This window comes from Stenotrophomonas sp. (assembly GCF_032066555.1).
GTDB lineage: Bacteria > Pseudomonadota > Gammaproteobacteria > Xanthomonadales > Xanthomonadaceae > Stenotrophomonas.
The window spans coordinates 135591-149977 of the sequence record NZ_DAMBKV010000007.1; the positions used below are offsets into that span (position 1 = coordinate 135591).

Genomic DNA, 14387 nt, shown 5'->3' on the forward strand with positions numbered 1-14387 from the left:
TGCCTGCGGCAAAGGGAGGGAGCAGATGCAGGTAGTGCCGAGCCATGCTCGGCAGGGGCCTTCCCGGTCAACCACCAGCAGCAGTGCAGGCCCCAGAAACCAACGCTGCATCACCGCGCGAACAGCACCCCTCCCCAACCCTCCCCTTGCCTGCGGCAAAGGGAGGGAGCAGATGCAGGTAGTGCCGAGCCATGCTCGGCAGAGACTTTACCGGGAAGGCTCCTGCCGAGCATGGCTCGGCACTACAGTTGCTCCGCCTCAGCGTTGGCAATTCCCGCACCACACCGTTGCCCGCTGACCAATGCTGGCATAGCGCAGTGCGCGCCCGCATTGTTTGCAGTTCTCGCCTTCCCGCCCGTACACAAGCAGCTCCTGCTCGAAGTAACCCGGCGCACCATCGGGACTGATGAAATCGCGCAAGGTGGTCCCGCCACGGGTGATCGCATGACCCAGGATTTCCTTCACCGCATCGGCAAGCCGCTGGTAGCGCGCCCGCGATATCTTGCCGGCTTCACGCAGGGGATTGATGCCGGCCATGAACAGGCTTTCCGCCGCGTAGATATTGCCGACGCCGACGACAATGCCCTGGTCCATCAGGAAGGTCTTGATCGGCGCCTTGCGGCCACGGCTGCGCTGGAACAGGTAGTCGCCATCGAAGTCCGCATCCAGCGGTTCGGGGCCAAGATCGCGCAGCAACTCATGCGTCTCGCCAGCGGGCTGCCACAACAGGCAACCGAACCGGCGCGGATCATTGAAGCGCAGCAGGCGGCCGTCTTCCAGACTGATATCCACGTGATCGTGCGCGCGCACCGGTGTATCGCCGGGCAACACACGCAGGCTGCCGGACATGCCCAGGTGCAACACCGCACTGCCCGCTTCGGTATCCAGCAACAGGTACTTGGCGCGGCGACGGATCGCTTCGATGCGCTGACCCGGCAGCTGCTGTTCGATCTCAGCGGGAATCGGCCAGCGCAGATCCGGTCGGCGCAGGATCACGCCGTGGATGCGGCGATCCACCAGATGGGGTTCCAGGCCGCGCCGGGTAGTTTCTACTTCGGGTAGTTCTGGCATGCGAATCTCAAGAAGATTGTGTTTTATGGGTTTTGTGGGAACGGCGTGAGCCGTGAAGCGGGTGGTAGCGAACAGCGGACCTGTATCGATTGCAATGCGCTATCGGCTTCGGTTGGATTGGTGGCTTCGCGGCTTACGCCGCTCCCACATCCACAGCCACATTTCATGGGCTGCAGGTCAGCGCGGTGGCGCCATCAGTTCGCGGGCGCTGAGGTAACCGTCGCCGTTGGCATCCTGGCGGGCGAAACGGGCCAGGATCACCTGCCGCTGTTCCTCGCGGCTGATCGGCTTGCCACGCCCGCCCGGCTGCTCATCAGCCTGCAGCACGCCATCGCCATTGCGGTCCATCTTGTCGAAGGCGTACAGCATCCACTGCAGGTATTCATCCGGGCTGACCCGGCCATCGCCATCGCTGTCCATGCGCTGCAGGTAGGCGTTGGTGTCCTCTACCTGGGCGGTGGCTGGCAACGAAGCGGCAAGCAGGAAAAGGAGGGCAATCGTCTTCATGCGGCGTTGAGCGAATAGCCTTTCAGGCGTGCTGCATAGGCTTGCAATGCAGCGCTGCCGCTGGCCTCGGCCTCCTGGCACCACTGTTGCAGCTGGCGCAGGCGTTCGGCGGCGTCATGGCTGCGTGCTTCCAGCAAGGCTGACAGGCGCGCACGATGTTCGACCAACAACTGGATGCGCGGGCGCTGCTGCACCCAGCTCTGCAACTGCGCACGACAGTCGGGTTTGAGCCAGCGACCGTCATTGACCAAGCCCTTGCGCATGCGCCGCGGCAATAGCTTGCGCAGCTTGGCACCTGCTGCTGCAGCCTCTTCCTTCAAGGCTGGCGCGAACACATTGCGCTGGTAATCGGTCATGGCCTGGAAGCGGTGCGACAACAGCGCCTTCAAGGTATCGGCATCGGGCACCGCGATATTCGGACGGATATCCATGCTCGGCGCTACCCGCAGCACCTTGGCCAGGCGCAGCAACTGCAGCAGGCGGATCACCTGCCAGCCGATGTCGAACTCCCAGCGCCGCATCGAGAACCGCGCCGAGCTCGGGAAGGCGTGATGGTTGTTATGCAATTCTTCGCCGCCGATCCAGAACGCCCACGGCGTGAGATTGGTCGAGGTGTCGGCCGATTCAAAATTGCGATACCCCCACCAATGGCCGAGGCCGTTGACCACGCCTGCCGCCCAGAACGGAATCCATGCCATCTGGATCGCCCACAAGGCGATGCCGGGCAGGCCGAACAACACGGTGTTGATCGCGAACAGCAGGATCGGGCCTAGATTGGCATGCGGGGTATAGAGCCTGCGCTCGATCCAGTCCTCCGGCGCACCGCGCCCGTACTGCTCGATGTCGCCACGCAGCGCGCGCGCCTCGCGGTACAGCTCCACGCCACGCCAGAACACCATGTTGATGCCCTTGGTGACCGGGCTGTGCGGGTCCTCCTCGGTCTCCACCTTGGCGTGGTGCTTGCGATGGATGGCCACCCATTCGCGGGTGATCATCGAGGTGGTCAGCCACACCCAGAAGCGGAAGAAGTGCGATACCAGCGGGTGGAAATCCACGCCGCGATGGGCCTGGCTGCGGTGCAGGTACAAGGTGACCGCGAAGATGGTGAGCTGGGTGAACACCAGCAGCACGGCCAGCATGCCCCACCAACCCAGACCGGCAATGCCACCGGTAAGGAAATCGAGCAGTGCGTCGGACATGGCGGGCTCCAGGCCATCGGTGGCAGATGAAACAACTGCTACACATGATGGGGGCTGTCGGCGCAAACTGCATCCACCGGCGGCAGGTCCGTTGGTCGAATCCTCAGCTGCCGCCTTCACTGAATGTCCATTGCCCCTGTCGCCGACGCGGCCCCCCTGATCGAACTGGACCATGCCTGCGTCATCCGCGGCCAGGTCCGCGTGCTGCATGAGCTGAACCTGCGTATCGAGCAGGGCCAGCACACCGCCATCCTTGGGCCAAACGGCTGCGGCAAATCCTCATTCATCAAGCTGATCACGCGCGAGCTATATCCCTTGGCGCGCGCCGACGGCCATGTGCCGGTCAAGGTGATGGGCCAGACCCGCTGGCAGGTGGATCGTCTGCGCGCGCAACTGGGCATCGTCACCGGCGACCTGTCCAGCAACCTCTCCAGCATGCCCGGGCTGACCGTGGAGGAAGCGGTGATCGCCGGCTTCTTCGCCAGCTTTGTGGTGCCTGCGCACCGCGATGTCACCGACGCCATGCGTCAGCGCGCGCGACATGCACTGGAACTGGCCCGCGCCCTGCCCTTGCTGGGCCGCAGCTATGCCGAGCTGTCGGCCGGCGAAACCCGCCGGGTGCTGATCGCCAGGGCGCTGGTCAACCAGCCCAAGGCCTTGCTGCTGGACGAGCCCTCCACCGGCCTGGACCTGATCTCGCGCCAGCACCTGATCGACAGCATGCGCCACCTCGCCCAGCAGGGCATCACCCTGGTGCTGGTCACCCACCACATCGAAGAAGTGATTCCCGAGATCAATCGCGTCGTGCTGATGAAGGGTGGGCGCATTTTTGCTGACGGCAGTCGTACCGAGCTGCTGTGCTCGGCGCCGCTGTCGGAGGTGTTCGGCGGGCCGATCGAGGTGCGCGAGGACGAGGGGCGGATGTCGGCCTGGGTGGGCGCTGCGTAGTTTTTGAGGCAAAAGCACCCCTCCCCACCCCTCCCCTGCGTGTTGCGCAAGGGAGGCAGCTTGGCCCCTCCCCTTTGGCGCAGCCAAGGGGGAGGCTGGGAGGGGGTGGCTTTGGCTGTTGCTTGTGCTGGTTACTGAAGCTCATGCGAAAAGCACCCCTCCCCAACCCGCCCGGCCCGAAGGCATAGCCTTCGGTCGTTCATCAGGCCGCGCGCCAATGGCGCGCAAGCAGGCCTTCTTCACCCCCTGCGCTTCGCGCAAGGGAGGGAGCTTGGCCCCTCCCCTTTGGCGCAGCCAAGGGGGAGGCTGGGAGGGGGTAGCTTTGGCCGTTGCTTGTGCTGGTTATCGAAGCTCATGCGAAGAGCATCCCTCCCCAACCCGCCCGGCCCGAAGGCATGGCCTTCGGTCGTTCATCAGGCCGCGCGCCAATGGCGCGCAAGCAGGCCTTCTTCACCCCCTGCGCGTTGCGCAAGGGAGGGGCACGACGAAGCCGTTGGTGAGATGATGCCGCTCCGCTCCTGTAATCCCGTTGTCGTCGCGATGTCATTTCCTGTTACTCCGCTGCGCCTTGGCGCCGCCCTTGCGCTGGTCGCCGCACTCAGCGCCTGCTCCAGCACTCCCACCCGTCCTTCCGCATCCGGCGAAGACGCCAGCACCAAGGTCACCGGCTATCTGGTTGGCAGCGCCATCCCCGACAGCCTTGCCCTGAGCCCGGCTCCACCGGCACCCGGCTCGGCATCGGCACAGTTGGACGAAGCCGTCGCCAGCCAGGCCCTGACCATGCGCGGCAGCGCTCGCTTCATCCAGGCCCATACCGACGCGGACCTGAGCTTCCCGGCCGGCGCTGACCAGTTCAGCTGCGCACTTGGCGTTGCAGTCACCGCCAGGACCACTCCAGTGTTGTACAGCCTGCTGGAACGCAGCCGCATCGACGCCAGTGCTGCTACCAAGGCCGCGAAGACCCACTACCAGCGTCCGCGCCCGTTCATGGTCAACAACGCACCCACCTGCACGCCGGACGACGAGGAAGCCCTGCGCAAGAGCGGCTCCTATCCGTCCGGGCACACCGCCATCGGCTGGGCCTGGGGCCTGATCCTGTCGGAAATCGACCCCGACCACGCTACCGCCTTGATCGAACGCGGCCGCAACTATGGCCACAGCCGCCTGGTCTGCAACGTGCATTGGTATAGCGACGTCCAGCAGGGCCAGTTCATGGGCGCGGCCACGGTGGCGCGACTGCATGACAACCCGGACTTTGTCGCCGACCTGGCCAAGGCGCGCCAGGAGCTGGCCCATGCACGCACGCTCAGGCAGCCACTGCCGCGCGATTGCGCCGCGGAAACCGCAGCGCTGACCTCGGACATCCCCGAAGCCCGCTGAGCAGTACTAGCTGTAGTGCCGAGCCATGCTCGGCATCGGGGTCCGGAGCATCCGATTCTGTGGGAGCGGCGTCAGCCGCGAAGCTGATGGTCAATCAGATCGCCGGAATACCCGCGATTGAAACAATGCCGGCTTCGCGGCTGACGCCGCTCCTACAAGGCCTTCGGCAGGCTTACCGGTAACGCCCCAGCCGAGCATGGCTCGGCTCTACCGTGGGCCCGATGGTTTCCGACGTCACTGCCTGCCACTGCACTGTGCGTCTACGGTTACAGTCCGGGGTCCTCTCATTACGGGACCTCTCATGCCTGTATTCCTTCGCAGTCCACGCCTGCAGGCGCTGTTGCTCGCCGCATTGCTGCCTTTCGCCGTACAAGCACAACCGCCGCGCCTGATCGGCTATGTGATGGACAGCCCCGAGCCGCTGCAGTTGTCTGCACAGAAGCTCGACGTGGTGAACTTCGCATTCGCCGTGGTTCGCCTGGACGGCACCGTCTACCTGCCAGAAAACGTCGATCCGGCACGCCTGCACGCCGTGGTCGCCAAGCGTGCGGACAATCCGTCACTGCAGATCGTGTTGTCGATCGGCGGCTGGGGTGCCGGCAACTTCTCCGAAGCCGCCGCCACCGCACCGGCACGCGCGCGCTTCATCGACAGCAGTGTTGCGCTGATGCACCAGTTCAAGCTCGACGGCCTGGATATCGACTGGGAATACCCCACGCTCGGCGATGCCGACATCAGCCACAGCCCGGATGATCGCCAGAACTTCACCGTGCTGCTGGAAGAACTGCGTGCGCGCCTGGATCGTGAAGGCAAGGGCAAGCGCCATTACCTGCTGACCATCGCCGCCGCCGAAGGCCGCGCCGCCGAAGGCCTGGAACTGCCGCGCATCGCCAACTCATTGGATTGGATCAATCTGATGACCTACGACTTCTACGGCAGCCTGACCAAGACCACCGGACATCACTCCGGGCTTGCGCGCTCACCGCTGGCTACGCCGCAGGGCCGCACCACCGTGGATGCGGTGAAGTACTTCCTCGATGCGGGGGTGCCTGCCTCCAAGATCAATGTCGGCGTACCCTTCTATGGCCGCACCTTTGGTGATGTCGGCACGGACAACAACGGTCGCTTCCAGAAGTTCACCAAGGAAGGTGGCTTCATTACCTGGCGTGACATCGTCCATACCCGCCTCAACGCAGCCGATTGGGAACGCCATTGGGACGAGGAAGCGCAGGTGCCGTGGCTGTGGAATGCCAAGGAGCGACGCATGGTCAGCTACGACGATCCGCAGTCGCTGCGGATCAAGGCCAACTACGTGAAGCAACAAGGCCTTGGCGGCATCATGTACTGGGAGCAGCGCGGTGATGACAACGAGCAATTGCTGGATGTGTTGCATGAGGCATTGCGCTGACCCGGTAGTGCCGAGCCATGCTCGGCAGGCGCTTCACCGGTAACTCCAACCGTAGTGCCGAGCCATGCTCGGCAAGGGTCCTTCCCCGCAAAAGCTGCCCTCACCCCAACCCCTCTCCCGCATGCGGGAGAAGGGCTAGATTGGCCGCGCACTGCACCGCCAAGTAGTGCCGAGCCATGCTCGGCAGAGACTTCAACGACCCTCATTTGTGGGAGCGGCGTCAGCCGCGAAGCCTGCATTGCTTGAACCGCAAGCCCGACCGCAATCTGATCGACTCTCGGCTTCGCGGCTGACGCCGCTCCCACAGGTGATCGGCTGGGCTATCTGCAAGGCCTCTTGCCGAGCATGGCTCGGCACTACAGGAATGCAGAAGGCGCGGATTGCTCCGCGCCTTCTGCGTTGCAGCACACAAGCCTGCGCTTAGAAGCGGGTCTTGAACTCCACGCCCCACAGACGCGGTTCGTTGATGAAGCCGGTGAGGTTGTTGAAGTCGATGCCGCCGGTCGCGCGGATCTGGTTGGTGATGTTGCGGCCGTACAGCGCCACGTCGTAGTCACCATCATTCCACTGGTAACCCACGCGCAGGCCGCCTTCCAGCAGCGACTTGCCGGTGAATTCCTTGGACTCGTACAGGAAGAAATTCACTTCGCTGCGGTAGGCCCAGTCGGTGAACACATACAACTGCGTGCCATCAGCCAGCGGCAGCGACCAGCGTGCGGTCATGTTGTGGGTCCACTCCGGTGCCTGCGGCAGCGAATTGCCGTTGATCAGCACCTTGCCGTTGACGACCGGATTGGTCACGGTGCAGGAGAAGCACGGCGCCACGCTCAGATCGGAGTCCTTGATCTCGGTGTGGTTGTAGCCGCTGCCCAGGGTGACCAGCAGGTTGTCGGTCAGGTAGGCCTGCAGATCCAGCTCGAAGCCCTGGCCCACGCTCTTGTCGGCATTCAGCAGGATGTTGGCATTGCCGCCTGCGCCGCCCACGGCGGTCAGCTGCTGATCCTTGACCCGGTAGTGGTAGACGCTGGCATTCAAGCGCGCACGGTTGTCCCAGAAATCGGCCTTCACGCCAGCCTCGAACGACAGCACGGTTTCCGGATCGGCCACGGTCTTGTTGTTGAAGGCACCCGCCGACTGGATCGAACTGCCGCGGAAGCCGGTGGCGACGCGGCCGTAGACATTGACGGTGTCGTTGACTGCGTAGGTGGCCGAGAAGTCCCAGTTGAACTTCTTGTCCTTGGTCGAGGCCGACAGGTAGGGATCAACAGCATCACCCTTGGCATAGGCGTCCTGCTGCGCGGCAAGCAGACCGGCGAGGTCGCACTTGGCAATACCCGGGGGCGTGGTCAGGGTCGGTGCAATGCACGGCGAGAAGCCGGTGTTCCAGTAATCCTTGACCTTCAGGTCCTTCTTGTCGACGGTGTAACGCACGCCGGCGCGCAGTTCCAGCTTGTCGGTCGCCTGGAAGTTCAGGCCGCCGAACACCGCCCACGCATCATTGGTCTGGTTGATGCGCTGGAAGCCATCCTGCTTGCTGCCGTTGGTGCTGTCGTAGCTGACGCTGTCGACGTCGTAGTCTTCCTTGAAATAGAACACGCCGGCCTGCCAGTTCAGCGGGCCTTCGTTCTGCGATTCAAGGCGCAGCTCCTGGGTCCACTGCGAGTGGCTGGGGATGCCATCGGCGGTTTCCGAAGCGAACGGTACCTCAGGCGTGAAGTAAGGACCCGACGTGCCGTCGATGTCGCCGACGCTGAAGGTATCGACGGTTTCATAGCCGGTGATCGAGGACAGCTTGTAGTTGCCCAGGTCCCAGCTCAGGCGCGCATTGGCACCGCTGCTGTCGAGCTCGGAGTGGTTCAGGCCGTCGATCGACACCTTGTTCTCGTCGAAGCCGGGCACGAAGTCGTTGCTGCCCTTCCTGAAGATGTTGCCGCGGAACAGGCGCGCGGTGCCGTTGAGGTGACGCTTGTGCGCACCCAGCAGCGCTTCGAAGTTGTCGCCCTCGTACAGGAACTGCGCACGTACGGCCGATTCGTCATAGCCTTCCAGGCCGTCATTCGGACCGGTGCCGGTGTTCTTCACCCAATCGTCGCGACGCTGGTACAAGGCCGACACACGTGCCGACCAGCGCGCGCTCAGAGCGCCACCGACGGCGGCTTCCACGTTCCACAGGTTGTCGCTGCCGTAGCCGACCTTGCCGTAGCCTTCGAACTCCTGCGACGGACGCACCGAGTCGAACTTGACCACGCCGGCCGGGGTATTGCGGCCGAACAGCGAACCCTGCGGGCCGCGCAGCACTTCCACCTGTTCCACGTCGAAGATCGGGAAACCCTTGAGGATCGGGTTTTCCTGCACGATGTCGTCATACACCAGCGAGACCGGCTGCGAGGTGTTGAGGCGGAAGTCGGTGTTGCCGTAACCGCGGATGTAGAAGCGCGGGAAGGCGCGGCCGAACGAGGATTCGATGTTCAGGCTGGGCACGCGGCCGGACAGGTAGCGCACGTCGGTACCACCGGAGGCCAGCGCGTCGAGCTTCTCGCCGCTGACGGTGCTGATCGACACCGGCACGTCCTGGATGTTTTCCACCTTGCGTGCGGCGGTGACCTTCACCGCATCCAGCGTGGCGGCTTCCTTCTGGGCCGGGGTCGCATCCTGCGCGGCAGCGGTAAGTGGCAGTACGGCGAGAACGGCGACAAACAGCGGATGCGCTGCCGGCAGGCGGCGGCGGACGGTACGGGTCGGGGACATGGCGGAGAAGGGCCTGTTGAGGAGGAATGGGGAACTGCGCCTAGCACGGAATTGTTGCAGTACAACATTCGTATCGCAATCGTTCAGGTATTCAGCAGCATGACGCCTGTCAGGGGTATCTGGCCCCTGCGCCGCATAGACTTGGGGCTTCCTTCCCGCCCAGGCACCTTGCCATGACCCAGTGGTATTTCCATATTCCCGGCCAGGCCGACCGCGTCGGCCCCTTGGACGACGAGGCCGCGCGCCGTTTTGCCCAGGGCAGCCGCCAGGCCTTGGCCTGGCGCGAGGGCATGCAGGGCTGGCAGGCGGTGACCGAAATCGCCGACTTCGGCGGCCAGGCCGGCCCGCCGCCGACGCCGCCGCCGGTGGGTGGCAGGGGCAACCGTGCCGACGATATCGACTTCCGCATCATCGGGCATGAGATGCAGTTCGTGGAAATCGAACTCGACCCGGGCGAAAGCGCGATCGCCGAGGCCGGCGCACTGATGTTCAAGGATTCCACGGTACAGATGGACACCGTGTTCGGTGACGGCCGCCACGAGGGCCAGGGCGGTGGCTTCATGGACAAGCTGATGTCGGCCGGCAAGCGCGTGATCACCGGTGAGAGCCTGTTCGCCACCGTGTTCACCCACACCGGCAACGGCAAGGCCAAGGTCGCCTTCGCCGCACCCTACCCCGGCACCGTGATCCCGATGAAACTGGACCAGCACGGTGGCAAGCTGATCTGCCAGAAGGACAGCTTCCTGGCCGGCGCGCGCGGCGTGCAGGTGGGTGTGCATTTCCAGCGCAAGGTGATGACCGGCCTGTTCGGCGGCGAAGGTTTCATCATGCAGAAGCTCGAGGGCGACGGCTGGGTGTTCGTGCACGCCGGCGGCTGCGTGGTGGAACGCGAGCTGGCCGCAGGCGAGCGCATCGACGTGGATACCGGCTGCGTGGTGGCTTACCACGCCGGTGTGGATATGGACGTGCGTCGCGTAGCCGGCCTGAAGAGCATGTTCTTCGGTGGCGAAGGCGTGTTCCTGGCGACCCTGACCGGGCCGGGCAAGGTCTGGCTGCAATCGCTGCCGTTCTCGCGCCTGGCCGGCCGCATGTATGCCGCCGCACCGCAGGGCGGTGGGCAGAGCCGCGGTGAGGGCTCGGTGCTGGGTGGGCTGGGCCGCTTGCTGGATGGCGACAACAAGTTCTGATTGCTTGCTGGAGCCAAGCCCAGCGTAACCGTGGGCTTGGCTTTGGGCTTTGGCTCGTCATTCCCGCGCAGGCGGGAATCGCTCCTGCCTTTGCTTTTGCTCAAGCGGTAGCCTCAAAAGCCGGAGCGATCCCCGCCTGCGCGGGGATGGCGATCTCATTCCCTCGACACACTGAACCCGAATCGCAGCCCTATTTAAACGACTTCGCCTGCTGCCACGTGCCCTCCCAGCACAAAGCGCTATGCTGGCGCCCTTTCCAACGCCCCCTGTTCATCATGAAAGCGCGCAACGTCCGTCTGCTGCTGTCCCTCTCCCTGTTTGGCCTGCTGGCAGCCTGCGGCGGCGAGAACACCAAGCCCACTCCGCCGGCAGCGGTGCAGCCGACCACGCCGGTAAGGCCGGTCAAGATCGGCGTGGCATTGGGCGGCGGCGCAGCCAAGGGTTTCGCCCATATCGGCGTGATCAAGATGCTGGAAGCCAATGGCTTCGAGCCGGTGGTGGTGTCCGGCACCAGCGCCGGCAGCGTGGTCGGTGCCTTGTATGCCAGCGGCATGAACGCCTTCCAGATGCAGCAGAAGGCCGTCGCGCTGGACGAAGCCAGCATCCGCGATATCCGCCTGTTCTCCGGCGGCCTGGTGCAGGGCCAGAAGCTGCAGGACTACGTCAACGCGCAGGTCGGCAACAAGCGCGCAGAACAACTTGAAAAGCCCTTCGCCGCAGTTGCCACGCAGCTGGAAACCGGTGAGCGCGCGGTGTTCGTGCGCGGCAATGTCGGCCAGGCGGTGCGCGCTTCCAGCTCCATCCCCGGCGTGTTCGAGCCGGTGATCATCGGTGGCAAGAGTTATGTGGACGGCGGTGTGGTCAGCCCGGTGCCGGTGGATGCGGCCAAGCAGCTGGGTGCCGAATTCGTTATCGCAGTGGATATCTCCAGCCGCGCCACCGGCCAGCGTCCGACCGGCCTGCTCGGTGCGGTGGGCCAGTCGATCACCATCATGGGCCAGCGCCTGGGTGAGCAGGAACTGGCACGCGCCGACGTGGTGATCCGCCCGGCGGTGCTGGACATCGGCGCAGCCGATTTCGAGCAGCGTGGCCGCGCGATTCTGGAAGGCGAGAAAGCGGCAATGGCGGCGATGCCGCAGATCCGCGCGGGTATTGCCCGCCTGCAACAGGCGCGTCTAGCCACCGCACGCAATGCCGAGGCACGTGCTGCGGCCGTACAGGCCGAAGCGCACCAGCGTTGCCAGGACAGCCGCAGCCGCATCGAGAAGCTGCGCGGCATCGAGAAGAACTGCAACGCGCCCGCGCGTTGAGGGTCAACGGCAGGGCAGCAGAGTCTTTTGTGGGAGCGGCGTAAGCCGCGAAGCTGATAGACCTTCAGATCAAGAGCTCAACAGCAGAAGCGCCCTCACCCCAACCCCTCTCCCGCGCGCGGGAGAGGGGCTTGAAAGCTGCAACACCGACCCTTCTTCACCGCCCCAGCTGCGACAGCGGCAGGGCGCGGAACTCCTTCACCGTGCGCAGCACGAAGCTGGAATTGACGTCGGCAACACCGGCCGCGTTGAGCAGCTTGTCGAGCAGGAATTCCGAGAAGTGGTCCAGGTCGCGTACGTAGACCTGCAGCAGATAGTCCATGTCGCCGGTCAGCGCATGGCAGGCCACCACCTCATCCCATAGCTGCACCGCCTGCACGAAGTGATCGATGGCCGCCTGGCCGTGCTTGGACAACTGCACGCGCACGAAGGCCTGCAGGCCCAGCCCGATCGCGCGCGGCTCCAGCCGTGCGCCGTAACCGGCGATCACGCCTTCCGCTTCCAGCCGCTGCACTCGCCGCAGGCAGGCCGACGGCGAGAGATTCACCCGCGCCGCGAGCTCGGCGTTGGTGGCGCGGCCATGCTGCTGGATTTCGACCAGAAGCCGCAGATCCGTGCGATCAAGATTCACCGACGCCATCTTTGTTGCTCCGCACCATTGAATGGACGCAACAATATTGCGTCATAACCGACTGGCAGCGCAATTACGCACACCTGTTGCGCGGCAGGCTTCCTACCATGCGGTTATCTATTCCCTTCAGGAGCTGCCGCCATGGAAGCCAACCCGCGCCGCGTCGAACACCAGCAGACCGACAAGGGTTACGTGCCGGTCTATACCACCGCCGTGGTGGAGCAGCCCTGGGACGGCTACAGCGCCGACGACCATGCGACCTGGAGCACCTTGTACCAGCGTCAGCGCGAACTGCTGGTCGGCCGTGCCTGCCAGGAATTCCTCGATGCCCAGGACGAGATGGGCATGAGCGAGCACATGATTCCGCGCTTCGACCAGCTCAATGAAGTGCTGGGCGCGGCCACCGGCTGGACCCTGGTCGGGGTCGAAGGCCTGCTGCCCGAACTCGATTTCTTCGATCACCTGGCCAACCGCCGCTTCCCGGTGACCTGGTGGATCCGCCGCCCGGACCAGATCGACTACATCGCCGAACCGGACCTGTTCCACGACCTGTTCGGGCATGTGCCGCTGCTGATGAACCCGGTGTTCGCCGACTACATGGCCGCCTATGGCCGCGGTGGCGTCAAAGCCCACGCGATCGGCCCGGATGCGTTGCAGAACCTGACCCGCCTGTACTGGTACACGGTGGAGTTCGGCCTGATCAACACCGCCGATGGCCTGCGCATCTATGGCGCCGGCATCGTGTCGTCCAAGGGTGAGTCGCTGTATTCGCTGGAGTCGGCCGCACCGAACCGGATTGGTTTTGACCTGGAGCGGATCATGCGCACCCGCTACCGCATTGATACCTTCCAGAAGAGCTATTTCGTCATCGACGGCTTCGAGCAGCTGATGGCCGCGACCGAACCGGACTTCACCCCGATCTACGCCCGCCTGGCCGACGCCGAACATCTGCCTGCCGGCGACGTGCAGGACGGTGACACGGTGTTCCAGCGCGGCAGCGGCGAAGGCTGGGCCGACGGCGGCGACGTCTGAGCCAGCCCACCTCGCTGCAACGGAAGAAGCCGCCCAAGGGCGGCTTCTGTGCTCTGTAGCCCGGGTAAGCGAAGCGCACCCGGGGACTTCCAAACGTCTCGGGACGGCGGCAGCTCACTGCGCCTTCGCCGCTGCCACCTTGGCCACCCGCCGCCCACCATACTTGCGGTCCAGATAGAGCCCAACGGCTACCGCCACCAGCAACGGTGCCGCCCACGGGAACAGCTCGATCAGCAATGCCGGCACCGTGGTGTGGCTGCGCAGCCACTGCCATAGCGGACGCATGCCAATGCCGAGGAACGCCACATGGGTAGCAATGCCGGCACCCAGGATCGACTGGTAGTGCTGGCGAAACGCCCAATCCGGACGCGACGGCCCGCGGCGGGCGAACTTCAGCATGCGCCAGCCCACCCACAGGCCAATCGACGAGAACCCCAGGAACAAGGGCTGGCGATGCTGGATGCCGGTGCCCACAACCACCAGCGCCAGGATCACCATCGGCCACACCGCCAGATGCCAACCCGGCCGTGACACCAGCTTCTTCCAATCGCGCTTGTCGGTGACCGCGCGCCAGGCCAGCCACGTCGCGTTGCCGGTGATCGCCATCAGGTAGGCCAGGAACAAGGCCGACAGCGGCTGCTGGCGGAAGAAAGCGAACTGGACGGTGATCGGCAGCGCGGTAACCACGATCACTGCCATCGCTACCAGATACACCTTGCCCAGCGCACGATGCCGCGGCGAACCCTTCTTCATGAACGCCGCCGACCAGAAGCCGGCCAGGGCGACCACGCCGGCCAGCACATGCAGCGCGACGATCAGGGAATATCCAGGCATGGGGAAGCTCTCTCCAGTGACGGCCGGCGGAGTGCGATGGCCTGTGCACAGCGTGCGTGAGCCGCTGCGGCCACAGCAGTCGCGGCAGTCATTGATCGACCCTGCCGGAAGTCACTTTCTGCTGCATACCCC

General features: G+C 64.6%; 12 protein-coding genes. 6 read left to right on the forward strand and 6 right to left on the reverse strand.

Annotated elements, in window-relative coordinates:
* Window positions 1-258 precede the first annotated feature (258 nt).
* From mutM to RT131_RS10765, 3 genes are all read right to left on the reverse strand, one after another.
* Entirely contained in the window at window positions 259-1071 is an 813-nt protein-coding gene (gene mutM / locus RT131_RS10755; protein WP_313172808.1) for a bifunctional DNA-formamidopyrimidine glycosylase/DNA-(apurinic or apyrimidinic site) lyase, read from the reverse strand.
* Between the two features lie 177 nt (window positions 1072-1248).
* A complete protein-coding gene (locus tag RT131_RS10760) occupies window positions 1249-1578 on the reverse strand; it encodes a hypothetical protein (RefSeq protein WP_313172809.1) in 330 nt (109 codons plus the stop codon).
* Window positions 1575-2777, reverse strand: a complete 1203-nt coding sequence (locus tag RT131_RS10765; protein ID WP_313172810.1) for a fatty acid desaturase — start codon at window positions 2775-2777, stop codon at window positions 1575-1577. The genes RT131_RS10760 and RT131_RS10765 overlap by 4 nt, the downstream gene beginning before the upstream one ends.
* A gap of 123 nt (window positions 2778-2900) precedes the next feature.
* Between RT131_RS10765 and RT131_RS10770 the strand changes: the two genes are divergently transcribed.
* From RT131_RS10770 to RT131_RS10780, 3 genes are all read left to right on the forward strand, one after another.
* Window positions 2901-3725 carry an ATP-binding cassette domain-containing protein gene (locus RT131_RS10770; RefSeq protein ID WP_313172811.1) on the forward strand — a complete coding sequence of 275 codons (825 nt, stop codon included), beginning with the start codon at window positions 2901-2903 and terminating at the stop codon, window positions 3723-3725.
* A 540-nt stretch (window positions 3726-4265) separates the two neighbouring features.
* Window positions 4266-5105 carry a phosphatase PAP2 family protein gene (locus tag RT131_RS10775; protein WP_313172812.1) on the forward strand — a complete coding sequence of 280 codons (840 nt, stop codon included), beginning with the start codon at window positions 4266-4268 and terminating at the stop codon, window positions 5103-5105.
* Between the two features lie 301 nt (window positions 5106-5406).
* Window positions 5407-6513: a glycoside hydrolase family 18 protein gene (locus tag RT131_RS10780; RefSeq protein WP_313172813.1), complete on the forward strand. Its 1107-nt coding sequence runs from the start codon at window positions 5407-5409 to the stop codon at window positions 6511-6513.
* Window positions 6514-6933: 420 nt separating this feature from the next.
* On the opposite strand, the gene RT131_RS10785 is transcribed toward RT131_RS10780, so the two are convergent.
* Window positions 6934-9261 (reverse strand): TonB-dependent receptor, encoded by a 2328-nt coding sequence (locus tag RT131_RS10785; protein WP_313172814.1) that lies wholly within the window; start codon window positions 9259-9261, stop codon window positions 6934-6936.
* 173 nt (window positions 9262-9434) lie between these two features.
* On the opposite strand from RT131_RS10785, the gene RT131_RS10790 reads away from it, so the two are divergent.
* Both RT131_RS10790 and RT131_RS10795 read left to right on the forward strand, forming a co-directional pair.
* Window positions 9435-10448 carry a TIGR00266 family protein gene (locus tag RT131_RS10790; protein ID WP_313172815.1) on the forward strand — a complete coding sequence of 338 codons (1014 nt, stop codon included), beginning with the start codon at window positions 9435-9437 and terminating at the stop codon, window positions 10446-10448.
* A 275-nt stretch (window positions 10449-10723) separates the two neighbouring features.
* A complete protein-coding gene (locus RT131_RS10795) occupies window positions 10724-11758 on the forward strand; it encodes a patatin-like phospholipase family protein (protein WP_313172816.1) in 1035 nt (344 codons plus the stop codon).
* A 157-nt stretch (window positions 11759-11915) separates the two neighbouring features.
* Here RT131_RS10795 and RT131_RS10800 read toward each other — a convergent pair whose 3' ends face one another.
* Window positions 11916-12398, reverse strand: a complete 483-nt coding sequence (locus RT131_RS10800) for an Lrp/AsnC family transcriptional regulator (RefSeq protein ID WP_282271903.1) — start codon at window positions 12396-12398, stop codon at window positions 11916-11918.
* Window positions 12399-12530: 132 nt separating this feature from the next.
* On the opposite strand from RT131_RS10800, the gene phhA reads away from it, so the two are divergent.
* Window positions 12531-13421, forward strand: a complete 891-nt coding sequence (gene phhA / locus RT131_RS10805; RefSeq protein WP_313172817.1) for a phenylalanine 4-monooxygenase — start codon at window positions 12531-12533, stop codon at window positions 13419-13421.
* A 114-nt stretch (window positions 13422-13535) separates the two neighbouring features.
* On the opposite strand, the gene RT131_RS10810 is transcribed toward phhA, so the two are convergent.
* Window positions 13536-14255, reverse strand: a complete 720-nt coding sequence (locus tag RT131_RS10810) for a hypothetical protein (protein ID WP_313172818.1) — start codon at window positions 14253-14255, stop codon at window positions 13536-13538.
* Window positions 14256-14387 lie beyond the last annotated feature (132 nt).